20 protein-coding genes are annotated in these 22691 nt (G+C 72.7%); 6 read left to right on the plus strand and 14 right to left on the minus strand.

Annotation, left to right across the window (positions count from 1 at the left end; all coding sequences use genetic code 11):
* A partial coding sequence (locus tag VQ02_RS23300) for a biosynthetic peptidoglycan transglycosylase (protein ID WP_053080515.1) occupies positions 1 to 1982 on the plus strand: 1982 nt, incomplete at its 5' end.
* A gap of 12 nt (positions 1983 to 1994) precedes the next feature.
* Here the strand turns inward: VQ02_RS23300 and VQ02_RS23305 are convergent.
* The 6 genes from VQ02_RS23305 to VQ02_RS23330 form a co-directional block, all read right to left on the minus strand.
* Positions 1995 to 2714, minus strand: coding sequence for an ABC transporter ATP-binding protein (locus VQ02_RS23305; RefSeq protein WP_048446614.1), 720 nt, complete (start codon positions 2712 to 2714; stop codon positions 1995 to 1997).
* The gene (locus VQ02_RS23310; protein WP_048446615.1) at positions 2711 to 3505 is read right to left on the minus strand and encodes an ABC transporter ATP-binding protein; all 795 of its coding nucleotides are present in this window, start codon (positions 3503 to 3505) and stop codon (positions 2711 to 2713) included. Before VQ02_RS23310 ends, VQ02_RS23305 begins: the two co-directional genes overlap by 4 nt.
* 4 nt (positions 3506 to 3509) lie before the next feature.
* Positions 3510 to 4349: a branched-chain amino acid ABC transporter permease gene (locus VQ02_RS23315; RefSeq protein ID WP_048446616.1), complete on the minus strand. Its 840-nt coding sequence runs from the start codon at positions 4347 to 4349 to the stop codon at positions 3510 to 3512.
* Positions 4350 to 4354: 5 nt separating this feature from the next.
* Positions 4355 to 5236: a branched-chain amino acid ABC transporter permease gene (locus tag VQ02_RS23320; RefSeq protein WP_048446617.1), complete on the minus strand. Its 882-nt coding sequence runs from the start codon at positions 5234 to 5236 to the stop codon at positions 4355 to 4357.
* A gap of 233 nt (positions 5237 to 5469) precedes the next feature.
* A complete protein-coding gene (locus VQ02_RS23325) occupies positions 5470 to 6600 on the minus strand; it encodes an ABC transporter substrate-binding protein (protein WP_245239827.1) in 1131 nt (376 codons plus the stop codon).
* Positions 6601 to 6819: 219 nt separating this feature from the next.
* Positions 6820 to 7320, minus strand: a complete 501-nt coding sequence (locus tag VQ02_RS23330) for an META domain-containing protein (protein ID WP_048446628.1) — start codon at positions 7318 to 7320, stop codon at positions 6820 to 6822.
* A 243-nt stretch (positions 7321 to 7563) separates the two neighbouring features.
* Between VQ02_RS23330 and VQ02_RS23335 the strand changes: the two genes are divergently transcribed.
* Complete coding sequence (locus VQ02_RS23335; protein WP_245239828.1) at positions 7564 to 7857, plus strand: helix-turn-helix domain-containing protein; 294 nt, start codon at positions 7564 to 7566, stop codon at positions 7855 to 7857.
* A gap of 226 nt (positions 7858 to 8083) precedes the next feature.
* Positions 8084 to 9769: a methyl-accepting chemotaxis protein gene (locus VQ02_RS23340; RefSeq protein WP_048446619.1), complete on the plus strand. Its 1686-nt coding sequence runs from the start codon at positions 8084 to 8086 to the stop codon at positions 9767 to 9769.
* A gap of 39 nt (positions 9770 to 9808) precedes the next feature.
* Here VQ02_RS23340 and VQ02_RS23345 read toward each other — a convergent pair whose 3' ends face one another.
* The 5 genes from VQ02_RS23345 to VQ02_RS23365 all read right to left on the minus strand — a co-directional run bounded on the left by VQ02_RS23345 (position 9809) and on the right by VQ02_RS23365 (position 14879).
* Positions 9809 to 11047, minus strand: a complete 1239-nt coding sequence (locus VQ02_RS23345; protein ID WP_048446620.1) for an NAD(P)/FAD-dependent oxidoreductase — start codon at positions 11045 to 11047, stop codon at positions 9809 to 9811.
* Between the two features lie 88 nt (positions 11048 to 11135).
* Entirely contained in the window at positions 11136 to 12146 is a 1011-nt protein-coding gene (locus tag VQ02_RS23350; RefSeq protein ID WP_048446621.1) for a zinc-dependent alcohol dehydrogenase family protein, read from the minus strand.
* Between the two features lie 227 nt (positions 12147 to 12373).
* A complete protein-coding gene (locus tag VQ02_RS23355) occupies positions 12374 to 13204 on the minus strand; it encodes an ABC transporter ATP-binding protein (RefSeq protein ID WP_425339921.1) in 831 nt (276 codons plus the stop codon).
* Positions 13204 to 13986, minus strand: coding sequence for an ABC transporter permease (locus tag VQ02_RS23360; protein WP_048446622.1), 783 nt, complete (start codon positions 13984 to 13986; stop codon positions 13204 to 13206). Before VQ02_RS23360 ends, VQ02_RS23355 begins: the two co-directional genes overlap by 1 nt.
* On the minus strand, positions 13983 to 14879 hold the full coding sequence (locus VQ02_RS23365) for an ABC transporter substrate-binding protein (RefSeq protein ID WP_048446631.1): 897 nt from the start codon (positions 14877 to 14879) through the stop codon (positions 13983 to 13985). Before VQ02_RS23365 ends, VQ02_RS23360 begins: the two co-directional genes overlap by 4 nt.
* 252 nt (positions 14880 to 15131) lie before the next feature.
* Here VQ02_RS23365 and VQ02_RS23370 point away from each other — a divergent pair, with 252 nt between their 5' ends.
* Positions 15132 to 16139 (plus strand): SDR family oxidoreductase, encoded by a 1008-nt coding sequence (locus VQ02_RS23370; protein ID WP_048446623.1) that lies wholly within the window; start codon positions 15132 to 15134, stop codon positions 16137 to 16139.
* 15 nt (positions 16140 to 16154) lie between these two features.
* Here the strand turns inward: VQ02_RS23370 and VQ02_RS23375 are convergent, their stop codons facing one another.
* The 3 genes from VQ02_RS23375 to VQ02_RS23385 all read right to left on the minus strand — a co-directional run bounded on the left by VQ02_RS23375 (position 16155) and on the right by VQ02_RS23385 (position 20037).
* Positions 16155 to 16466 carry a four-helix bundle copper-binding protein gene (locus VQ02_RS23375; protein WP_048446624.1) on the minus strand — a complete coding sequence of 104 codons (312 nt, stop codon included), beginning with the start codon at positions 16464 to 16466 and terminating at the stop codon, positions 16155 to 16157.
* Between the two features lie 84 nt (positions 16467 to 16550).
* A complete protein-coding gene (locus tag VQ02_RS23380) occupies positions 16551 to 17741 on the minus strand; it encodes an MFS transporter (RefSeq protein ID WP_048446625.1) in 1191 nt (396 codons plus the stop codon).
* A 112-nt stretch (positions 17742 to 17853) separates the two neighbouring features.
* Positions 17854 to 20037: a protein-disulfide reductase DsbD family protein gene (locus tag VQ02_RS23385; protein WP_083469396.1), complete on the minus strand. Its 2184-nt coding sequence runs from the start codon at positions 20035 to 20037 to the stop codon at positions 17854 to 17856.
* Positions 20038 to 20620: 583 nt separating this feature from the next.
* Between VQ02_RS23385 and VQ02_RS34880 the strand changes: the two genes are divergently transcribed.
* Positions 20621 to 21943, plus strand: coding sequence for a hypothetical protein (locus VQ02_RS34880; RefSeq protein ID WP_167350783.1), 1323 nt, complete (start codon positions 20621 to 20623; stop codon positions 21941 to 21943).
* A 41-nt stretch (positions 21944 to 21984) separates the two neighbouring features.
* Positions 21985 to 22575 (plus strand): hypothetical protein, encoded by a 591-nt coding sequence (locus tag VQ02_RS23395; RefSeq protein WP_048446626.1) that lies wholly within the window; start codon positions 21985 to 21987, stop codon positions 22573 to 22575.
* Positions 22576 to 22691 lie beyond the last annotated feature (116 nt).

Raw genomic sequence — 22691 nt, forward strand, 5'->3', positions numbered from 1 at the left:
CCCCCTCCCGCCTCTCTGCCGGCGGCCGCCGGATCGCCGAGGGCGCGGGACGGTTCCGCACCGGCGCGGCCCGGGCCGGCAGCGCCGTCGCCGGGCGGCTTCAGCCGGTCGTCTCGGCTGCGGCCGCGCCGCTGCGGCGGGTCGGGCCGGCCTGGCAGGGCGCGGCGGAGCGGGTCGGGGGCCACCCGGTCGCGGCCCGGTTCGCCGGGGCGGCACGCCGGGCCGGGGCGCTGCCCTGGGGCCGCGCCCTCCTGCTCGTGGGCCTGGGGGCGCTCGGCTTGGCGGCGACCTTCGTCCTCTGGTGCGCCGCGACGCTGCCGCCGCTCTCCGGGCCCCGGCACCCGGCCCGCACGCTCACGGTGCAGGCGCAGGACGGCGAGCCGATTGCCCGGCGCGGCATCGTCCAGGGGCGCGCGCTCACGGCGGAGGCAGTGGCGCCGGTGATGCGCCAGGCCTTCCTGGCCGCGCAGGATCCGTGGTTCGAGGACGATTACCGGCTGGACGTGACCGGGATCGCGGCGGTGATCGGCAGCGCCCTGCGCGACACGATCAGCGACGGTCCCCGGTCCGGCAGCCCGCGCCTGACCCAGCGTCTGGTCCGCCGCGACATCATCAGAGCCGTGCCCGGCGTCGAGCGCAGCCTCGCCGACCGGGTGCGGGAGGCGATGCTGGTGCTCCGCCTCCAGGCGCGGGAGGACCGGCCGGCAATCCTCGCCCGCGCCCTCAACCTCGCCCGCTTTGGCGCTGGCCTCTACGGGATCGACGCGGCGGCGCAGCGCCTGTTCGGCAAGGATGCCGCCTCCCTCGCGCCCGCCGAGGCTGCCTTCCTGGCGGGACTGACCCTCGGGCCCGACCTGCAGCCCGACCGGGACGTCGCCCAGGTCCGCGCGCTCGCCCGCGACGTCCTCGACGGCATGGTGATGCGGGGCAGCCTCAGCGCCGCCCAGGCCGCGGAGGCGGGGCGCGCCCTCGACGACCTCGCCCCTTCCGGAACCTCGCCGGTGACCCGCAGCGGATTTCCGGACCTCGTCCTGGCGCAGGCCGCCGAGCGCCTCGGCCCCGAGCCGGTCCGGGACGCGGCGTTGCGCACCACCCTGGACCGCGGCCTCCAGGCCATCGCCGAGAAGGCGGTCGAGCGCCGCCTCGACGCCGCCGGCCGCAGCGGCGCCCGGTCCGGCGTGTTGGTCCTCGGGCCGGACGGCGCCGTGCAGGCGGTGGTGGCCGGCGGGCCACCCCTGCCCGACACGCCGGAGGCCCGGCGCGCCGCCGCCGCCAGCCTGCGCCACCTCGGCCGCGACGGACGCCCGGTCTATGACCGGCTCGTCGCCGGGCCGGTGCCGACGGGTGACAGGCGCACCGCGCTGCTCACGCTCCTCGCCGGCCTCGCCCGGCCGCCCGAGGGCGCTGACGAGCCGGGAGGCCGGGACGGGCTCCATGTCGGCAGCGCCGGCGACCTCCTCGTCGGCACGATCTTCTCCGGCGGCTCGGTGGAGAACAGCGCCGGCGACGCGCCGGAGGCCCTGTTTCAGGACATCGCGGCGCAGCTGGCGAAGGCCCGCCCGGCGCCCCAGGCCGCTGAGGCGCGGGAGACCGCGCGGGAGACCGGAGCCCTGGCCCGCAGCGGGGCACGCCCGGCCTGGCAGAGCCCGGGCGAGCGGGCCGCGCCGGCCCCGAGCCTGCGCGGCGTCCCGCGGGTCGTCGATACCGGCCGCCTGCGCCTCGACGGGCAGGTGGTGCGGCTCCTCGGCGTCGAGGGGCAGGGCGGCGCGCTCGCCCGCGAGTTCCGCCAGTACCTGCGCCGGCGCGAGGTGACGTGCCAGCCGGCCGGCGCGCCCGAGCTCTATCGCTGCCGGGCCGGCGAGCAGGACCTGTCCGAGGTGGTGCTGTTCAACGGCGCCGGCCGCGCCGCGCCGGGCGCGCCGGCCGAGCTGGAAGCCGCGGAGGCGAGCGCCAAGGCGCGTAAGGCGGGCGTGTGGCAGTGACGCGAGGGGTGCTCACACCCCCAGATACGCCGCCGTGACCTCCGGGTTGCGGGCGATCTCCGCGGCCTGGCCCTGGAGCCGGATGCGGCCGGTCTCGAGGACGTAGGCGTAGTCGGCGATGGCGAGGGCCGCGCTGGCGTTCTGCTCCACCAGCAGGATGGTGCGCCCCTCCGCCCGCAGGGACGCGATGATGGCGAAGATCTCCTCGACGATCAGCGGGGCGAGGCCCATCGAGGGCTCGTCGAGGAGGAGCAGAACCGGCTCGGCCATGAGCGCCCGGCCCATCGCCAGCATCTGCTGCTCGCCGCCCGAGAGGTAGCCCGCCTGCTGGCGCAGGCGCTCGGCGAGGCGGGGAAAGCGCGCCTCGACGGCCGCTTGCCGCCGCGCCGCCTCCGGTCCCGGCACGTGGTAGGCGCCGAGCCGCAGGTTCTCGGCCACGGTCATGTTGGCGAAGACCTGGCGGCCCTCCGGCACCTGCACGATGCCGCGGCGGGCGATGCGGTGCGCCGCCTCGCCGGCGATGTCGACGCCCGCGCCGTCGCCGAACATCACCCGGCCGGCCCGGGGCCTCATCAGGCCCGACAGGCTGCGCAGGATCGTGGTCTTGCCGGCGCCGTTCGAGCCGATCAGCGACACGATGCTGCCGCGCCGGACCGTGAGGGCGATGCCGTGGATCACGTCGGCCCGGCCGTAGCCGAGGCGCAGGCCCTCGACCGCGAGAAGCTCGCTCACTTCACCGCCTCCCGGCTCGCGCCTGCCTCGTGGCTGCCGGTGCCGAGATAGGCCTCGATCACCGCCGGGTGGGCGCGCACCTCCGCGGGGGTGCCGTCGGCGATCCGGCGGCCGAAGTTGAGGACCGTCAGGCGGTCGCACAGGCTCATCACCAGGGGCATGTCGTGCTCGACGAGCAGCAGGGTCAGGCCGCGCTCGTCGCGCAGGCGGCGCAGGAGGCCGAGGAGCGCGTGCGTCTCGGCCGGGTTCATGCCGGCGGCAGGCTCGTCGAGGAGCACGAGGCGCGGCTCGCAGGCGAGCGCCCGGGCGATCTCGAGCCGGCGCTGGTCGCCGTAGGGCAGGTCGCCGGCGCGGATGTCGGCGGCCTCGCTCAGGCCGACGAAGGCGAGGAGGTCGCGGGCCTTGGCCTTGGCCTGCCGCTCCTCGGCCCGGAAGCCGGGGCTGCGCAGGAGGATGCCCCAGGTCGCGGACAGGCGCGTGTGCAGGCCGGTCATCACGTTCTCGAGCACCGTCATCTCGGAGAAGATGCGGATGTTCTGGAACGTGCGGGCGAGGCCCAGCGCCGTGCGGCGGTAGGGGGGAAGCCCGTCGAGCGGCTGGTCGCCGAGGCGGACGCTGCCGGCGCTGGGCGCGAGCACGCCGGAGACGAGGTTGAAGAGGGTGGTCTTGCCGGCGCCGTTCGGGCCGATCAGGCCGTGGACGGTGCCGGGCGTGACGGTGAAGTCGACGGAATCGACCGCGACGAGGCCCTGGAAGCGCCGCGTCAGGCCCTGGACGGTGAGGAGAGCCATGGCGTCAGCCCGTCCGGGCGATGCGCCAGGGCAGGATGCCCCGGGGCATGAAGAGGACGGCCAGCACGATGATGAGGCCGTTCACCATCAGGCGAAAATCGGCCAGCGGGCGCAGGACCTCCGGCAGGAGCGTCAGGATGGTCGAGCCGAGGACGGGCGCCAGCGGCGAGCCGATGCCGCCGAGGAGCGCGTAGCTCAGGATCGTCACCGCGGCCTCGAAGCCGTACTCGTTCGGGCCGATGAACGAGGAGACGTGGGCCGAGAGGCAGCCCGCCACCCCGGCCATGGCGGAGGAGACGACCAGCGCCACGAGCCGGTAGCGCGGCAGGTTCACGCCCATCACGCCGGCGGCGGCCTCGTCCTCGCGCATCGCCTCCATCGCCCGGCCGACGCGGGAGCGCGCGACGAGCGTCAGGCCGACGAGCAGCACCGCGAGGGTGCCGTAGATCGCCGCGACCCCGCCGCGCTCCGGGATGTTGGAGAGACCGAGCGCCCCCCCGGCATAGTCCCAGTTCAGGAACACGATGCGGGTGATCTCGCCGAGCCCGATCGTCGCGATGGCGAGGTAGACGCCGGTGAGCCGGAGCGTCGGCCCGCCGACGACGAGGGCGAGCAGGGCCGGCACCAGGGCGGCGGCCAGGATCGACACGCCGAACGGCACGCCGAACTTCACGGTGAGCAGCGCGCCCGTATAGGCGCCGACCCCCATGAAGGCGGCCTGGCCGAGCGAGAGCTGGCCCACCGCCAGCACCACGTAGACCGACAGCGCCAGGATGCCGTTCACCCCGATCGCGTGGATCAGGCTCTGGTAGGTCCAGTAGAAGTCGTCGAAGGCTTCCCACATGACGGTCAGGCCCGCTTGGCGGCGGCGCGGCCGAACAGGCCGAGCGGGCGGAACCACAGGGTGGCGACGAGGAGCGCGAAGGCGATCATGTCCTTGAGGGTCGAGGAGAGGTAGGCCGCGGTGAGCACCTCGGCGAGGCCGACGAGCAGGCCGGCCAGCAGCGCGCCGCGCAGGTCGCCGAGCCCGCCCACGATGATGACCGCGAAACCGCGCAGCATCATGTGCTCGCCCATGAAGGGCTGGATGGCATTGAAGTTGAGGCCGACGAGCACCCCCGCCGCGCCGCCGATGGCGCCGGACAGGAACGAGACCACCCGCAGCATCAGGGCGCCGTTGATGCCCATGAGCGAGGCGGCGTCCGGGTTCTCGGCCACCGCCCGGATGGCGAGGCCGAGGCGCGAGCCGCGCACCAGGGCGAGCAGCGCCAGCATCAGCACGATCGCCGCGGCGAGGATCAGGAGCTGGGTGGTGCCCACCCGCACGTCACCGAGGCTGTAGGCGCCGCCGGAAAAGACCTCGGCCGGGAAGCGGCGGATCTCGGTGCCGAGCGCCGCTGCCATGCCGGCGTAGAGAAAGAGCGTCGCCCCCAGCGTCACCATCAGGGAGGCGAGCTCGGGCGCCTTCGCCCGCCGCAGGCGGGTGAGGAGCAGCGTGTCGAGGACGACCGCGAGCACGCCCGCGACCAGCGCGCCGACCGGCAGGGCGGCCCAGATCGGCAGCCCGAGACCTTGCGTCGACCACAGGGCCGCGAAGGCGCCGAGGGCGAAGTAGACCCCGTAGGTGAGGTTGATGACGCCCATCACCCCGAACATCAGCGTGAAGCCGATGGCGAAGAGGGCGTAGGTCGCGCCGAGCACGACGCCGTTGACGAGCTGCTGCTCAAGCATGGGGGCTTGGAATTTCGATGGGCGTCCGACGCCCGATGCGGCCCGGCCTCAGGGCCGAACAGGATGACGATGGCGCGACGTGGCCGATATCGCGCGGCGGGTCAATCGGTGGAGTTCGGGGACGCCGGGCAGGGCAGCACCACCCTCTCAAGATGAAGCGCGGTCCCCTCTCCCGTGTGAGAGAGGGGGGACCGCGCCCCATTCTCAGGCGTGGCCCGACCGAACCAGTGCGCTTACTGCAGCAGCTGGAACTTGCCGCCCTTCATCACCAGCACCACCACGCCGGAGGTGTCCGCCGGGTCGCGGCTGTCGGAGAAGGAGAACGGGCCCATCACGCCGGTGTGCTTCACCTTGATGAGCGCGTCCTTGATCTTCTCGGAGTCGGGGGCACCGGCCGCGTCGATCGCCTTGGCGACGATGAACAGCGTGTCGTAGGCCTGGGCCGCGAACTGATCGGGCAGGTCGCCGCCGTACTTGTCCTTGAAGGCGTTGACGAAGGCCTGGTTGGCCGCGTCGGGCTTGCCGATGAACCACGGGCTGCCGACGAGGGTGCCGTCCGCCGACTTGCCGGCGATGTCGCCGAGCTTGGGCGAATTCAGGCCGTTGCCGCCGATGAAGAACACCTTTTCCGGGATGCCGAGCTGGCGGGCCTGGAGCTCGATGCCGGAGGCCGCCTCGACCAGCGCCGACAGCACGATCGCGTCGGGGTTCAGCGCCTTGATCTTGGTGAGCTGGGCCGAGAAGTCCGAATCCTTCGAGCCGAAGGTTTCGGTCGTCAGGGTCTCGATGCCGAGCTTCTCGAGCGAGGCCTTCATCACGTCGTAGGCCGACTTGGTGAAGGCGTCGTCGTTGCCGTACATCACGGCGACGCGCTTGATGCCGAACTTCGCCTGGGCGGTCTTCAGCGTGACCGGGATGACGTCGGCCTCAGGGAGCGAGGTGCGGAAGACGTAGGGCCCGATCGCCGTGATGCCGTTGGCGGTGGTCGAGGTGCCGACGATCGGCACCTTGCGCTCGTTGGCGACGGGGCCGGCGGCGAACATCTCGTTCGACAGGGTGGGCCCCAGGATCAGCGGAACCTTGTCGCGGCCGATGAGCTTGCGGGCGGCGTTGAGCGCCTGCTCCTTGGCGCCGGCCGAATCCTCGTAGGCGATGGCGAGCGGACGGCCGCCGAGCACGCCGCCGGCCTTGTTGATGTCCGCCAGCGCGAGGTCGAAGCCCCGCTGGATGGCGATCCCGTAGCGGCTGTTCGGCCCGGTCAGGATCTCGATCGCGCCGAGCTTGACCGGCGTCTTGTCCTGCGCCTGCGCGCCCACCAGGCTGCTCCCCAGCAGCGCCGCCGCCAGCAGCACCCTCCTCGACATCGACCGCATCCCGGTTCCTCCTCGCATCCGCTGTTGTGGTTGGGCCGCGCGCCGATACCGTGCCTCGCGGAAGAAACCAGGCCCGGACGTCCACGCTGGACAGGAGAGCGCCATAATGCACGGAAGGGCAGCGGTAAATCGATTCCGGTGCCCCGCCCATGCGAGAACGGCCCCGCCGCGGGGCGGGGCCGTTCTGCCGTCGTGCCTGAATGGCTCGGATCAGAGCGCGCGGTCGAAGCGCAGCTCGCCGGCCTGGCTCTTGATCACCAGCTGCGAGCCGACGATGTCCCACTGTCCCGAGGTCCGCAGCGCGGTGAGGAACTGCATCTCGGAGGCGCCGACAGTCTTGTCGCAGGTGCGCTTGGTCAGCGCCAGCGGGCCGACCGCCAGGTGCTGCTCCTTGAGCGGGAAGGCCGTCGCCGCGAAGGTGTTGCAGCCGCCGAAGCCGCGGGCGCGGTACTGCTTGTCGATGATGAAGCTCGGCCGCTCGCTGCCCGCGAACGGCTTGCCGTTGATGCTCACCGCGGTCCAGGTCGAATCGAGCGGGAAGATCTTCTCCTGCGCCTTCGTCGGCGGGATGTACTGAGGCTGCCCGGACTTGTCCCGGTTCTTCTGGCCGTAGCCCATCATGTTCTGCGCCGAAGCCTGCGTGGCCGACGCCAAAAGTGCGACGGCGCCGGCGGCCAGCGCAACCTGCATCGCCTTCATCGCATTCCCCATCTGCATTGTCGTGTTGGTCGCGGACCCTAGAGAGGCCCCCCTCCGCCCGCAACCCTCGCGGCGGGAGCGGCCGCTCCGCATCAGCATCTTGCCGACGACTGTTGCAAATATGCGGCAAGCTTGGCCGTAATGTGGCACGACTCGCGAAAGCTTGCCGGTGTGGCAACGAAAGCGGAGCCTCGCCGTTAGCCCAGGCGCCGCACGGCGCAAGGAGATCCACGGGCGAGCAAGGGACGGGATTCAGTGAACGGCGGAGACGACATCACGGCGGCGCAGCTGCGCCGGGCGCGGGACCTGCTGGGCTGGTCGGAGGACGATCTGGCGCTGCGCGCCAACGTCGACGCGGAGTGCATCCGCCTGTTCGAGGCGGGGCGTTACCCGCCGTCCTCCGAGCAGCGGGCCGCGCTCCGCGGGACCCTCGTGGCGGCCGGGGTGGAACTGACCGACGGCGCCTATCCGGACGCGCAGCTGCGCCCCGACGACGCGCCGGACAAGGGCATCCATCCGAGCGAGCTGACGACCGAGAATGACCGCTGAGAACAACAGCCGAGCCGGGCCGGTGGAGCCGGCCCTGGCCCCGGCACAATTGAGTTCGCACCGCATTTCATTCGGACGATCGCAGCTCTCTGACGTCTGCAAGCTCACCGATCGCATCTCTCTTGTTATTGCTTGAGCGGCGACGTGGAAATATTTCCTCAAAATCTGTTATTAACCATTATGACATAGTCTCTCGGGTGAAACGTCACGTCCGCCCGAGGCCAGAATGCTCTCTCGAATTCCGGTAGCAGCAAAGATCGCTGCCGTCACGGCCCTGCTCGGCCTGCTGGCAGGGGGTGCGCTCTGGTACGCGACGTCCCAGATGACCACGATCGGCGCTCATTACGGCCGCTTCGTCGAGCAGGAAAGCCGGGGCGCGGCCAATGCCCGACGGGCGACGCGGTTCGTGTTCGAGATCGCCTACGCCCTCGACCGGGCCCTCGCGGCGCCGGACGCGGCGGCCCGGAGGCCCTACCTTTCCGAGCTGGACGACGTCACACCGAAGCTCAGGCAGATCATGAGCGACCTGCCGGCCCAGGCCCCGACCTTCGCGACCCAGGTGGCGACGCAGGCGGGCCACGTCGACCGCTTCATCGCCGAGAGCATGACGGTGCGCCGGATGATCGAGGCGGGCGACGCGGCGCGCGTCGCCGGCCATATCCGGCAGGTCGTCGATCCGGTGATGAAGGTGGCCTACGAGGGATGCGGCGCGTTGTCGAACGACATCGTCGCCTACATGGAGGTCGGGGCCGGCAACCTCGCGGCCGAGACGCGGGCGGCGCGGAACGCGAGCCTCGGCCTCGGCGCCGCCGCGGTGGCGGTGGGCTTCGTCGCCGCGATGCTCCTGTCGGTGTTCGGCATCACGCGGCCGCTGAGCCGCCTCGTCGGCGTGCTGCAGCGGATGGCGCAGGGCGAGGTCGAGGCCAGCCTCCCGGAGGCGCGGCGGGGCGACGAGATCGGGATGGTCGCCCGGGCCGTCGACGGGATCAAGACCATGGTGTCGCGCAAGGCTGCCGAGGACGCCGAGCGCCGGCAGATCGCCGAGGCGGCCGCCGCGGAGGAGCGCCGCCGCACCCTGCTGCTGCTCGCCGACGGCTTCGAGCAGGCGGTGGGCGGCGTCGTCGGCGAGGTCGCGGCCGCGGCCTCCCGGCTCCAGGACGCCGCCCGGACGATGACGCTCACCGCGGCCGAGACCGCGAGCCAGTCCACCGCCGTGGCCGCCGCCGCCGAGGAGGCCGCCGCGAACGTCCACACCGTGGCCGCGGCGACGGAGCAGCTGGGATCCTCCGTCCAGGAGATCGGCCGCCAGGTCGACGGCTCGGCCCGTCTCGCCGAGACCGCCGTCGCGGAGACCGGCCGCACCGCCGAGGTGGTGCACGCCCTCAGCACCGCGGCCGGGCGCATCGGCGAGGTCACGGCGATGATCTCCTCGATCGCCGCGCAGACGAACCTGCTGGCGCTCAACGCCACGATCGAGGCGGCCCGCGCCGGGCCGGCGGGCCGCGGCTTCGCGGTGGTCGCCGCCGAGGTGAAGGCGCTGGCCGACCAGACGGCCAAGGCCACGGACGAGATCGCGGGTCAGATCGGGGCGGTGCGCGACTCGACCGGCGCGGCGGTCGCGGCGATCGACAGGATCGCCGGGCAGATCCGCGAGATCAACGGCGTGGCCGCCTCGATCGCCGCTGCGGTGGAGCAGCAGGGCGCGGCGACCCAGGAGATCGTCCGCAACGTCTCCGAGGCCGCGACGGGCACCGGGGAGGTCACCGGCAACATCGGCACCGTGGCGCGGGCGGCGGACGAGACCGGCCGTGCGGCGAGCGAGGTCCTCGGCGCCGCCTCCGGGCTGTCGCAGCAGTCCGAGCACCTGAGCGCCGAGATGCGCCGCTTCCTCGCCACCATCCGGGCGGCCTGACGGCACGGGCCCGCCCGCAGGGTTGACCGCTCTGCCCGGTCAGCCCCGGGCGAGGGCCAGGGCCTTGAGGTCGAAGCCGGGATCCGTCGCCTCGTCGGGCGACGGGAAGCGGCCGGCCTGGAGCAGGCGGCGGGCGATCATGTGGTCCGCCGGGCGGTTGAGGGACTCGACGCCGGCGAGACGCCCGTCGCGGTAGCAGAACACCGAGACGCCGCCCGCCTCCGGGTCGCCCCGGCGCACCGCGAGATCGTGCGGCTGGCACAGCCCGGCGATCTGGAGCTTGAGCGGGCCCTGGTCACTCCAGAACCACGGCACCGCGTCGAAGGCGGCGGGCCGGCCGGCGAGGCGGGCAGCGACGCAGCGGGCACCGTCGACGGCGTTCTGCACCGACTCGATCCGCACCCGCGCCCCGGCCGCGTGCGGGGACGGAAAGCTGGCGCAGTCGCCGATGGCCGAGATCGCAGGGTCGTCGGTCGCGAGCATCGCGTCGACCGCGATCCCGTTCTCGACCGCCAGGCCCGCCGCCACGGCGAGCTCCTGGTTCGGCACCACGCCGATGCCGACGAGGACGAGGTCCGCCGCCACCTCCCGCCCGTCCGCCAGGGCGACGGCCCGGGCGCGGCCGGGCCCGACGATCGCGGCAACCGCGCTGCCGAACAGGAAGCGCACGCCGGCCGCGACGTGGGACGCCTCGATCAGCGCCGCCATGCCGGGCGAGACCGAGCGGGCGAGAGGACGCTCGAGCCCTTCGATCACCGTGACGGGCAAGCCCTTCTGGGCGCAGACCGCCGCGAATTCGAGCCCGATGAAGCCGGCTCCGACCACCGCCACGTTCCGCGCCTCGGCGAGGGCCGCCTTCAGGGCGTCGGCCTCGGCGAGGTCGCGCAGCTGGTGGACGCCCGGCAGGTCGGCGCCGGGGACCGGCAGCGGGCGGTTGCGCGCGCCGGTCGCCAGCACGAGGTGGTCGTAAGCCAGCGCAGTCCCGGAGGCGAGGTGGAGGCTGCGCCCCGGCCGGTCGATCGCCGTCGCCCGCTCGCCGGCCCGCACCGCGAGCCCGTGCTCGGCGAAGTACGCCTCCGGCCGCAGGCGCAGGCCTGCCGCGTCGGTCTTGCCCAGCATGTAGGCCTTCGACAGCGGCGGCCTGCCGTAGGGCAGGCCCGGCTCCTCGCCGACGAGGGTCACCGGGCCGGCATAGCCGTTCTCCCGTAAGGAGGCCCCGAGCTGAAAGCCGGCCTGGCCGGTGCCGACCACAACGATCCCGTTCATGGGCAGGGACATATCCCGGAAGCGTGGGCGCCGTCGAGCTTCGGCGCGGGACGGCGCCGGGGCAGGTTCCGGGCCGCGGCCGGATCCTCCCGGGACGCCACTACCAGGCGACGCAGAGCTTGCCGAAGTGGCTGCCGCCCTCCTGGTGGCGGAAGGCCTCGGGCAGCTCGGCGAAGGCGTAGGTCCGGTCGATCACCGGATGCAGGCCGGCGAGGCTGAGCGCCGCGACGTAGTCCTGCTGCTGGCGGCGGCTGCCGACGATGAGGCCCTGGAGGCGGGCCTGCTTGGCCATCAGGGCCGAGGTCGGCACCTCGCCGCCGCGGCCGGTGAGCACCCCGATCAGGGCGATGTGGCCGCCGACGCGCACCGCCTCGATCGACTGCGCCAGGGTGCCGGGCCCGCCGACCTCCACCACGTGGTCGACCCCGCCGCCGGTCCAGTCGCGCACCTGCCGGCCCCAGTCCAGGTGGGTGCGGTAGTTCACCGTGTGGTCGGCGCCCAGGGCCCGCACCCGTTCGAGCTTGGCGTCGGACGAGGAGGTGACGATCACCGCCGCGCCCATCGTCTTGGCGATCTGCAGGGCCGCGATCGAGACGCCCCCGGTGCCCAGGGCCAGCACGGTGTCGCCGGCCTTGAGCCCGCCGTCCCCGACGAGGGCGCGCCAGGCGGTCAGGCCGGCGGTGGTGATGGTTGCGGCCTCGGCGTGGCTCCAGCCGCGGGGAGCGCGGGTGAACGCCCCGACGGGACGGACCGCGTGGGTCACCGCGAAGCCGTCGACCCCGTCGCCGGGCACCTGCGCGAAGTTGCCGACCGGCGCTTGCGGCAGCCCGTCCGCCCATTGCGGGAAGAAGCAGGAGACGACCGCGTCGCCGGGGGCGAACTCGGTGACGCCGTCGCCCACCGCCTCGACGAGGCCTGCCCCGTCCGACATCAGCACGCGGCCGTCCGCGGCGGGGGAACGCCCGCTCGCCACCAGGAGATCGTGGTAGTTGAGCGAGGTCGCGTGGATCGCGACCCGGATCTCGCCGGGGCCGGGCGCGCCGGGATCGGGCCGCTCGGCGATCTCCAGGCGGTCGAGGCCGCCGGGGCTGCGGACGACGAAGGCCTTCATCTCGTCTCCTGAACGGTTGCGCCGCGGAAAGAGGCGGCAGGGATCGGGTCAGGAGACGCAGTTAGAACATCGCCCGGGCGATTCGAGGCGTGGGGAGGCGGATTTCGGGGGCCTGTCCGTGCCCGCTTGAGAATGCCGACACCCACGGAGTCATCCCAGGTTCCGCTTCGCGGCCCCGGGATGACGATGGAGGATTTGAGCTCCGTCGAGCCCCTTCGATCAGTCCCTCAATGCTCCCGCGCCGCCAGCACCGCCTCGGCCCGGATCTCCTCGGTGAGCTGCGCCTTGAGGCGCGAGAATTCCGGGCTCGTCTTGACCGTGTAGTGGCGCGGATGCCCGAGATCGACCGGCACGTCGGCCTTGATCCGCCCAGGGCGCGCCGTCATCACGATCACCCGCGAGGCCATGAAGATCGCCTCCTCGATGTCGTGGGTGACGAAGACCACCGTCTTGCGCTCGCGCTCCCAGATGCCGAGCAGCAGCTCCTGCATCAGCCCGCGGGTCTGGTTGTCCAGCGCCCCGAACGGCTCGTCGAGGAGCAGGATGGCGGGATCGTTGGCGAGCGCCCGGGCGATGGCGGTGCGCTGCTGCATGCCGCCGGAGAGCTGCTTGGGGTAGTGCCCCTCGAAGCCCCGCAGCCCGACCTTGTCGAGGTAGGCGGCGACGATCTCCTGGCGCTGGGCGACCGGCACGCCGCGCTCGCGCAGGCCGAAGCCGATGTTCTCCGCCACGGTGAGCCACGGAAAGAGGGTGTAGGACTGGAAGACCATGCCCCGGTCGGGGCCGGGGCCCCGGACCTCGCGTCCCTCGACCAGGACCCGGCCGGCGCTCGGCCGGTCGAGGCCGGCGACGATGCGCAGGAGCGTCGACTTCCCGCAGCCGGACGGCCCCAGGATGGTGATGAAGTCGTTCTTGGCGACCTGGAGGTCGGTGGGAGCGAGGGCCTGCACGGGCGCTCCCCCGCGATTGCCGGGGAAGACCCGCGCCACGCCCTCGACCGACACCTCGACGATCTCGTGGACGCCCCCTTGGGCGCTGCCTTGGACGATCTCCCGCATCAGGCGAGCTTCCACGGGAACAGGAGCCGGTTGGCCGCCTTGAACAGGAAGTCCGAGACGAGGCCGATCAGCCCGATGACGATGATGCCGAAGATGATCTGGCCGGTGGCGAGCAGCGCCTGGCTCTCGATGATCATGTGGCCGATGCCCGACGAGGAGCCGATCAGCTCGGCGACGATGACGTAGGTCCAGGCCCAGCCGAGCACGAGGCGCAGGATCTCGGCGATCTCGGGCGCGGTGGCGGGCAGCAGCACCCGGCGGATGATGCCGGAATCGCTCGCTCCCAGGGTGTAGGCGGCCTCGACGAGGTCGCGCCGGACGTTGCCCACCGCGACCGCGACCATCAGGATGATCTGGAACACCGAGCCGATGAAGATCACCAGGAGCTTCTGGGTCTCGCCGATGCCGGCCCACAGGATCAGGAGCGGCACGAAGGCCGAGGCCGGGAGGTAGCGGGCGAAGGACACGAACGGCTCGAAGAACGCCTCGACCGGCTTGTAGGCTCCCATCATCACCCCGAGCGGCACCGCCACTGCGCTCGCAAGCAGGAAGCCGCCGACCACGCGCCACACCGTGACGCCGATGTCGGACGCGAAGCCGAACCGGGTGAGGAGGAGCCAGCCGTCCTGGACCATGGTCACCGGATCGGCCAGGAAGGTCCTCGGCACCAGCCCCCCGAGGGTCGCGGCGGCCCAGACCGCCACGAACAGCACGAAGAAGCTCAGGCCCAGGGCCACCCGGGCCGGGCCGCCGACCGGCTGCAGCGGACGAAACCGGCTCACTGCACGAAGCGGCCGTCGACGAGGCCGGCGATGTCGGGCTTCTGCCGGATCACCCCCACCTCGAGCAGCAGGTCGGCCGCCTGCTCGGAGAACTTCTGGATCTCGCCGTTGAAGAACGCCTTGTTGGCGGCCCGGTCCTGCCAGCGCAGGAACTTCGCCGAGTTGCCGAAGGCCTCGCCGGTCTGCTTCACGTCGGCGCCCATGATCTCGTAGGACTTCTGCGGGTCCTTCGCGATCAGGTCGAGGGCCTCGAAGTAGCTGTCGGCGAGCGCCTTGGCGGCCTTCGGGTTCTGGTCGAGGAACTCCGGCGTGCAGCCGAAGGTGTCCATCACCATCGGGTAGTCGAGGGTGGTGGCGATGATCTTGCCGGATTGCGGCGCGGCGCGGACCGACGAGAGGTAGGGCTCGTAGGTCATCGCAGCGTCGTTCTGGCCGGCGATGAACGCCTGCGCGGCGGGGCCGGGCTCGAGGTTGACGACCTTCACGTCCTTGAGCGACAGGCCGTTGGCCTTGAGGATCCAGGCCAGCCCGAAATACGGCGCGGTGCCGGGCACCGAGGCCGCCACGGTCTTGCCCTTCAGGTCCTTGATCGAAGCGACGTCGTTCCTCACCGCCAGGCCGTCGGCGCCGTAGGACTTGTCGAGCTGGAAGATCTGCTTCGTCGGCACGCCGTTGGCGTTCCACACCACCCAGGTCTCGACCGTGGTGGCGGCGCACTGCACGTCGCCGGAGCGGATGGCGAGGTGGCGGCTCGCCTGCGGGATCTTCTTGAGAGAGACGTCGAGGCCGTTCTTCTTGAAGATGCCGGCTTCCTTGGCCAGCGTCAGGGGGGCAAAGCCCGTCCAGCCGGACAGGCCGACCGTGACCTTCGTCTCCTGCGCCAAGGCCTGCATCTGGACCTGCCCCGCCAGCGCGACCGCGACCACCAACCCTGCGGCAACCGCCCTCATCGTCCCCTCCTGCTCGCCCGCCAAGCCTCACCCGCCAAGCCTGCCCTGTCGTACCGGCGGCGAGGCTTTGTGTATAGACATAATAGCGGGCAGCCTGCCCGCCGATCCGGCACTCCCCGCAGGCACGATCCGTCCCTGCACCCGAACCGCCCCGGGCGCGTTGTCGGGCTGACGTCGTGTCAAGGGAGCAGGTGCATGAGCGGGACAACGCGCCCCACCGTGGTGGTGACCGGCGGCAGCGCCGGGGTCGGGCGCGCCGTCGCGGTCGCCTTCGGGCGCCGGGGCTGGAACGTCGGCATCGTGGCGCGGGGCCGGGCCGGCATCGCGGCGGCGGTCGAGGAGGTGCGGGCGGTCGGCGGCCAGGCGCTCGGCTACCGGGCCGACGTCGCCGATCCGCGAGCCGTCGACCGGGCGGCGGACGCCTTCGCGGAGGAGTTCGGCGGGATCGACGTCTGGGTCAACAACGCGATGGTGACGGTCTACGCCGAGGTCGCGCAGACGACCCCGGAGGAGTTCCAGCGCGTCACCGACGTGACCTATCTGGGCCAGGTCCACGGCACCCTCGCGGCCCTGCGCCACATGCGGGCGTCGGACCGCGGCACCATCGTGCATGTCGGCTCGGCGCTCGCCTACCGGTCGATCCCGCTCCAGGCGGCCTACTGCGCCGCCAAGGCGGCGGTGCGCGGCTTCGTCGACAGCCTGCGCACCGAGTTGCTGCACCACCGCAGCACCATCCGCCTCACCATGGTGCAGCTGCCGGCGGTGAACACGCCGCAATTCGACTGGGCCCGCTCGCGCCTGCCGCGCCGGCTCGAGCCGGTGCCGCCGATCTTCCAACCCGAGACGATCGCCGAGGAGATCGTGCGCGCCGCCCACGACGCGCCGCGCGAGCTCTGGATCGGCACCCCGTCCTGGCTCGCGATCCTCGGCGCGCAGGCAGCGCCCGCCTTCACCGACCACTACCTCGCCCGCCACGGCTACCGGGGCGAGATGACGCCGGAGGCGGCGCAGGCCGGCCGGCCCGACAACCTGTTCGACCCGGTCGACGCCCGGCGGGACCACGGCGCCCACGGGCGGTTCGACGCGCGGGCGAAGGGCAGCGTCGTCGCCGCCGACCCGATGTGGCTGCACATCGGGATGATCGCGGCGGCGGGGCTGATCGGCGGGGCGGCGCTGGCGGCGGCGAGGCGCAGCGGGCGGTGAGGAGGCGCCCGCCGCTCAGGCCGCCATGCGGCGGCAATGCGCGGCGCAGGCGCGGCACTCCGTGACGCAGTCCTGCATGTCGCCGACCGCCTCGCAGCTCCTCGCGCAGTCCTCGCAGATCTCGGCGCAGGCCCGGCAGGTGTGCGCGTGCTCGGGCAAGCCGATCAGCATGAGGTGCGCCGAGGTGCGGCAGATCTCGGCGCAGGCCATCATCAGGCGGAGATGCTCCGGCTCGACGTGCCTGCCGCCCGCCGGCAGGCAGTGGTTCGAGGCCATGCCGAGGCAGGTCTGGTAGCAGCGCAGGCAGGCATCAATGCAGTCCTGCATCTCTGGGGAAGCGAGGGTCACGGGGCGGAACTCCTCCAACGGAAGGTCCGCGCCAACGTCTCGCCGCTGCCCCGGATCCGACCCTCACCGGTCCAGCCGGTGCGCCAGCACGCCCACGCCCGCCACGGCCAGCGCCAGCACCGCGCCGATCACCGGCAGGTGGTCATAGGCCACGCCCGCCGTGATGGCGACGCCGCCGAGCCAGGCGCCGAGCGCGTTGCCGAGGTTGAAGGCGCCCTGGTTGACCGTCGAGGCGAGGTTGCGGGCGCCGTCGGCGGCGGTGAGCACCCGCAGCTGCAGCGGCGCCACCAGGGCGAAGGCGAGGATGCCCCACAGGCCGATCACCGCGGTGGCCGGCATCAGGGCGGCGCTCGCCGGCACCAGCGCCAGGAGCACGACGACGAGGGCGAGGGCGAGGCCGATCACCGCGGGCATCTGCCGCCAGTCGCCGAGGCGGCCGCCGAGGACGTTCCCGACGGTCAGCCCGACGCCGAACAGCAGCAGCACGCCGGTGATCGCCTGGGGACTGGCACCCGCGGTGGCGGCGAGCAGCGGGGCCACGTAGGTGAAGACGCTGAACAGGCTTGCCGAGGCCAGCACGCTGAGCAGCATGGCGAGCACCACCTGCGTCCGGCGCAGCACCCGCATCTCCGACAGGAGGCTGCCGCCCTCCTGCGGCAGGTGCCGCGGCAGCCAGGCGATGAGAGCGGCCGCCGCCACGAAGCCGATGCCGACCACGGCCCAGAACGTCGCCCGCCAGCCCAGTTCATGACCGAGCGCCGTGCCGAACGGGACGCCCAGCACGTTGGCGAGGGTCAGGCCCGTGAACATGATCGCGATGGCGCTGGCCTTACGGTGCGGCGGCACCAAGTCTGCGGCCACCACCGCGCCGAGGCCGAAGAAGGCGCCGTGGCAGAGCGCCGTGACGATCCGGGCGAGCATCAGGAGCCCGTAATTCGCCGCCAGCGCGCAGAGCGCGTTGCCGAGGATGAACAGGCCGACCAGCACCAGGAGCGCCCGGCGCCGGTCGAGGCGGGCGAGCAGGACCGCCACCACCGGCGAGCCGAAGGTGACGCTGAGCGCGTAGCCGGAGACGAGCAGGCCCGCCTTCGGGATGCTCACGCCGAGATCCGTCGCCATCTCGGGCAGGAGTCCCATGATGACGAACTCGGTGGTGCCGATGCCGAAGGAGGCCGCCGCGAGCGCCACCAGGGCCAGGGCCGCGGGCCGTCCCGCCGTCGTGGCGACGGTCGTGTCGTGAACCGTGTGCTGCATTGCCGTCCTCACTGCTGCATTGCAGCATAAGACGGAAGCGGCAAACGGGTTCAGGCCGTCCGCCGCAGGACTGCCATGCGGCACGCAGGCCTGCGGCGGACCGGTGCCGGGTTCAGGGCAGGGCGGCCCGCGGCCCGGCTCCGGCGGGGAGGGCCGCGAGGGCGTCGCGCAGCGTCGCCTCGGTCAGGATCTGGGGTAGCACCGCGACGCCGCCGCGGCCGTCGTAGAGCAGGTAGAGCGGCACGCCCGAGCGGCCATTCGCCTCGAGCACCCGGGTGATCTCCGGGTTCTGGTTGGTCCAGTCGCCCTTGAGCTGGGCGACGTCGTGCGCCTTGAAGGCGGCGCGCACCGAGGCCGCCCGCAGGGTGGTGCGGTCGTTGACTTGGCAGGTGATGCACCACGCGGCCGTCATGTTGACGAAGACCGGCCGGCGCTCGGCGAGCCGCGCGTCGAGCCGGGCCTGGCTGAACGGCTCGACGCCGTCCGCCGCCGCGACCGCCGCCGGCGCCGCGCGGTCCTGGTCGAGCACCACGAGGAGGCCGGCGAGGCCGAGAAGGCCGAGGAGCGCCACGGCCTGCCCGGTCCGCCGGGCGACGGGACCGGCCGTCCGGCCGCGCTCGACGAGCCAGGCGCAGAACGCCACCAGCACCAGGCCGGTGAGCCCGGCCATCAGCCCGGCGGGGCCGACCTGCTGGCTCAGCACCCAGACGAGCCACGCCACCGTCAGGTAGAGCGGGAAAGCGAGGACGCCCTTGAGGATCTCCATCCAGGCCCCGGGCCGGGGCAGGCGCCGCAGGGCGGCGGGCCAGGCCGCCAGCAGGGCGAAGGGGAGGGCGAGGCCGAGCCCGAGGGCGGCGAAGACCGCGAGGGCGGTCGCGGGCCCCTGCGTCAGCCCGTAGCCGATGGCGGCGCCCATGAACGGCGCCGTGCACGGCGTGGCGACCACGGTCGCCAGCACGCCGGTGAAGAACGAGCCCTCGAGCCCGGCGCGCCGGGTCAGCCCGTCGCCGAGGGCCGCCGCCCGTCCGCCGAGGTGCCAGACCCCGGACAGGCTGAGGCCCATGGCGAACAATCCGTAGGCGAGGCCGGCCACGACCAGGGGCGATTGGAGCTGGAAGCCCCAGCCGATCCGCGCGCCGCCGGCCCGGAGGGCGATGAGGAGGCCGGCGAGGGCGAGGAAGGTCGCGAGCACGCCCACCGCGTAGGCGAGGCCGTGCAGCCGCACCCGGCCCGGGCTCTCGCCGGAATGGCGCACCAGGCTCAGCACCTTGATCGACAGGACCGGGAAGACGCAGGGCATCAGGTTGAGGACGAGCCCGCCCAGGAAGGCGAGGAGGGCGGCCTGCCACAGGCCCTCGGCCTCGGGCGGCGCGGTCGCGGCGGCCGGCGCGGGAATGGAGGCGGCGGCGGTCACCGGGGCCGGCGCCGCCTCGCCGAGGGCGAAGGCGCGGCGGACCGGTCCGGAGGCGGTCTCCTCCGTGAGCGTCAGCACGCCGTCCGCCCGCGGCGCCGGTGCGTCGGCCCCGCCCTGGCTGCTGCGCTGGAGCCGCAGGTGGAGTCCCGCGGCGTCGACCGTCGCCGTCTGCGCGGCGGCGTGCTCGAGGGCGGTCTCCGAGTAGGGGAAGAACGCGACGTCGCGGGCCCTGAGCCCCGGCGCGTCGAGGTGGAGCACCGGCGTGGCGCCGTCCTGCTCCATCCGGACGGGCCACGGCGAGGGCACCGGCAGGCGCTCGCGGTTCTGCGCGAAGAGCGGGGCGGCGCGGGGATCGGGCCGCGGGCTCGTGCCGGCGGGCGCGACCGGCAGGCTCGCCGAGAGGCTGGCCTCGCCCGGCACGCATTCGCGCTCGCAGACGAGGTAGGAGACCTTGGCCCGCAGGACGACGGGCCCGGATCCGAGGGCGGCGGGGGCGGTGAGCGGCACCGCCAGCAGCACCTCGCCCTCGTAGCCGAAATTCATCAGGTCGCCGACCGGGATGCGCTCCGGCGCCGGCCAGGCCACCGGGCCGGCGGAGAAGCCCGCCGGCAGGGACCAGGCGATCTCCGGCGGCAGGCCGGAATCGCCGGGATTGCGCCAGTAGACGTGCCAGCCGGGCTTCATCGTCAGCCGCACGCCCGCCGTGACCGTGGCGCCCGCCGCGACGGCGCTCTCCTCGGTCACGAGCTCGGCCCGGACGAGATCGGCGTATTTCGAGGGCCGGGGCGCCTGGGCGCCGGCGGTCCCGGCGACGAGCCAGGAGCCCGTGAGGGAGCCCAGGAGAGCGAGGAGGAACGCGAGGACGCGGGGCGGCGGGCACATGCCCTTCCGGTTACCCGGACTCTGCGGCGCTGGCGAGGCCGGGCGAATCGCGTTCGCGTGAGGTCCGGGCGGGCCGCCGCTAGGCTCGCGCCCGCTGGCGAGACCGGACCGTGATCGCTTCGCGGTCATGTCAGCGGGCGGCGTCCGCCCGGTAGAGCCGTGCGCATCGCAGAGCAACCGCCTCGCCCGTGGCTCATGGTCGTTCGACCGCCGCGTCCGTGGGCGGGCGGCGTCGGAGCGGTCCGGCCAGGGCCGGCCATGCATTCGCGGCCGCCCGTCCGGTGGGCTGATCGTTGTCCGTGGAAGGCATCCGCGCCGGGATCGTAGATGCCGAAGCAGTGCGTCCGGCCGAACGCGCGATCCATAACAGAACCAGATTTCGCCGCCTTAGAACTCTTTGCCGGTTTTGGTATTTTATTGGCATTTATCATGGATATTTATGGTTAACGCGATTTTAATTATTTTTTATTTATTGTTGTAAAAATCACACTGCCGCGAATTAGATCTTGTATATCGTTGCTTCGGATTTGCGTCGATGGCAGTTTCTGGCGGCAAGAAGCTCACTGAATGCTTCGGAGATATCATGATCCAAGATGTTCCGATGCGTGCGCAGGCCGCTGCGCGCCGTCCGATTGCGCGTCACCGCTCGGTCGAGCGTTGTGCCGTCTTCGCGCTGCTGGCAGGCGCGGCGCTGATCGGCACGTCGCAACCGGTTTCGGCCCAGTTCCTCTGCCAGGCGACGGCGGGTGGGGCCCAGGGAGCGAACGCCGCCGGCAGCACGCGCAACATCGCGTGCGGTCCCGGCGCCTCGGCGACCGGTGCTGGCCTGAGCCAGAACGTCGCCATCGGCGGCACCGCCGCCGCGAATGGCGACAGCAGCGCGAACAGCGTCTACGGCGCACTGGCGACCGCGAACGGCGCGAGCAGCCAGAACACCGCGCTCGGCGCGCAGGCGGGCGCCGGCGGCAACCGGTCGGCCAACGTCGCGATCGGACTGAGCTCCAACGCGAGCGGCAGCGGCGAAGGCTCCACCGCCAACAATATCGCGATCGGGACCGCCGCGACGGCCAGCGGCGATGCGCGCCAGAACATCGCCATCGGCACCTTCGCGTATGCGCGGTCGACCGGCACGGGATCGGACAGCACAGCCGTCGGCTCCCGCGCGCGGGCGGGCGGCTCCGGAGCCGCCGCTAGCGACTTCCAGAATGCGGGGGCGGTCGCGATCGGTGCCGAGGCGCAGGCCGGGTCGCTGGCGGCCGGGCAGGTCAACGCGACGGCAGTCGGAACCTCGGCCCGCGCGAATGCCGAGCAGGCCTCCGCCTTCGGCTCCGGCGCGTTCGCGTCCGGAACCTCCTCCACGGCCATTGGCGCGGGCGCAATCGCGGCGGCACCCAACAGCGTCGCGATCGGGCAGGGCGCGTCGGCCTCGCGCGCGAACCAGGTCGCGATCGGGCGGGCGGACCAGACCTACACCATGGCGGGCCTCACCTCGGGCGCGAGCCTCGCGGCGCAGACCGGGACCACCAGCTTCGTCACGACCGACGCGGGCGGGAACCTCGCCGCCTCGAGCTTCGGGCCCCAGACCATCGCCGCGCTCGACAGCCGCATCACCGGGCTGGACGGCCGGATCACGGGGCTGGAGGCCGCCGTCGGGGTCCTGCGCCGCGACGTCCGGACGGCCTACCAGGGCACGGCGATCGCGCTCGCGCTCGGCGGCGCCGTGCTGCCGGCGGGCAAGGCCTACGCGGTCTCGGCGAATTTCGGCACCTACAACGGCGAGACCGCCTTCGGCGCCACCGGCGTTGCCCGGCTCACCGACAATCTCTATGCCTCCGGCGGCGTCGGCTTCGGAACGAGCGGGCGCACCAATGTCGGCGCGCGCGGTGGTCTGACCCTGGCCTGGTGAGCGCCTCGCCGGTTCGGCTCAACCGATGTGAGGCTTCGTCGATGGCGTTCAGATGGGCTGTCATGGGGGCCGTTGGATGGGCGATCTTGGCTCCGCTCGCCGCCCTGCTGATCGGGGCGGCGCCGGCCACGGCCGAGCAGAAGCCGGCGTCGACGCCGGCCGCGGCGCCGAAGCCGGCGCAGATCGACCGCAACGGCGTGCTGATCCTGATCCGCACGACGCTGCTGGCCCTGCACCAGGCCAACGAGACCGGGAACTACACCGTCCTGCGCGACCTCTCGGCGCCGGGTTTTCGCGATGCCAACACGTCGGCCCGGCTCGCGGAGATCTTCGCGAGCCAGCGCAACGCCAAGCTCGACCTTTCCGGCGTGGCGGTGCTCGACCCGCAGCTGACCCTGCTGCCGCAGATCGAGTCGAACGGCATGCTGCGGATGGCGGGCTTCTTCCCGTCCGTGCCGACGCAGGTGAACTTCGAGCTGCTCTTCGCCCCGGTCGAGGGGCGCTGGCGCGTGTTCGGCATCGGGGTCAATCTCGGCTCCTCGACGCCCGTCGCACCCGCACCGGACCCCGCGCCACCGCCGCCGGCTGCCGCGACCAAGCCCGCCCCAGGACCGCAGCAGAAGCCCAAGTAATACCACTGCGCTTAAGCATTGACGCGTGCGATGTATTTGAAGTTGGCGATGGAGCGGATGCGCTCTGGCTCAGCGGTAAGTGCGGTCCAGGCGGTGCAGCAGGCGTCGAGGATCGC

The sequence above is a fragment of the Methylobacterium variabile genome (genome assembly GCF_001043975.1).
Classification (GTDB): domain Bacteria; phylum Pseudomonadota; class Alphaproteobacteria; order Rhizobiales; family Beijerinckiaceae; genus Methylobacterium; species Methylobacterium variabile.

Excerpts from the sequence above, each read along its gene's own strand:
- VQ02_RS23310 (WP_048446615.1), bottom strand. The coding sequence starts at position 3,505 with ATGGCTCTCCTCACCGTCCAGGGCCTGACGCGGCGCTTCCAGGGCCTC.
- VQ02_RS23315 (WP_048446616.1), bottom strand. The coding sequence starts at position 4,349 with ATGTGGGAAGCCTTCGACGACTTCTACTGGACCTACCAGAGCCTGATC.
- VQ02_RS23320 (WP_048446617.1), bottom strand. The coding sequence starts at position 5,236 with ATGCTTGAGCAGCAGCTCGTCAACGGCGTCGTGCTCGGCGCGACCTAC.
- VQ02_RS23325 (WP_245239827.1), bottom strand. The coding sequence starts at position 6,600 with ATGTCGAGGAGGGTGCTGCTGGCGGCGGCGCTGCTGGGGAGCAGCCTG.
- VQ02_RS23330 (WP_048446628.1), bottom strand. The coding sequence starts at position 7,320 with ATGGGGAATGCGATGAAGGCGATGCAGGTTGCGCTGGCCGCCGGCGCC.
- VQ02_RS23340 (WP_048446619.1), top strand. The coding sequence starts at position 8,084 with ATGCTCTCTCGAATTCCGGTAGCAGCAAAGATCGCTGCCGTCACGGCC.
- VQ02_RS23345 (WP_048446620.1), bottom strand. The coding sequence starts at position 11,047 with ATGTCCCTGCCCATGAACGGGATCGTTGTGGTCGGCACCGGCCAGGCC.
- VQ02_RS23350 (WP_048446621.1), bottom strand. The coding sequence starts at position 12,146 with ATGAAGGCCTTCGTCGTCCGCAGCCCCGGCGGCCTCGACCGCCTGGAG.
- VQ02_RS23355 (WP_425339921.1), bottom strand. The coding sequence starts at position 13,204 with ATGCGGGAGATCGTCCAAGGCAGCGCCCAAGGGGGCGTCCACGAGATC.
- VQ02_RS23365 (WP_048446631.1), bottom strand. The coding sequence starts at position 14,879 with ATGCAGGCCTTGGCGCAGGAGACGAAGGTCACGGTCGGCCTGTCCGGC.
- VQ02_RS23370 (WP_048446623.1), top strand. The coding sequence starts at position 15,132 with ATGAGCGGGACAACGCGCCCCACCGTGGTGGTGACCGGCGGCAGCGCC.
- VQ02_RS23375 (WP_048446624.1), bottom strand. The coding sequence starts at position 16,466 with ATGCAGGACTGCATTGATGCCTGCCTGCGCTGCTACCAGACCTGCCTC.
- VQ02_RS23380 (WP_048446625.1), bottom strand. The coding sequence starts at position 17,741 with ATGCAGCACACGGTTCACGACACGACCGTCGCCACGACGGCGGGACGG.
- VQ02_RS23385 (WP_083469396.1), bottom strand. The coding sequence starts at position 20,037 with ATGTGCCCGCCGCCCCGCGTCCTCGCGTTCCTCCTCGCTCTCCTGGGC.
- VQ02_RS34880 (WP_167350783.1), top strand. The coding sequence starts at position 20,621 with ATGATCCAAGATGTTCCGATGCGTGCGCAGGCCGCTGCGCGCCGTCCG.
- VQ02_RS23395 (WP_048446626.1), top strand. The coding sequence starts at position 21,985 with ATGGCGTTCAGATGGGCTGTCATGGGGGCCGTTGGATGGGCGATCTTG.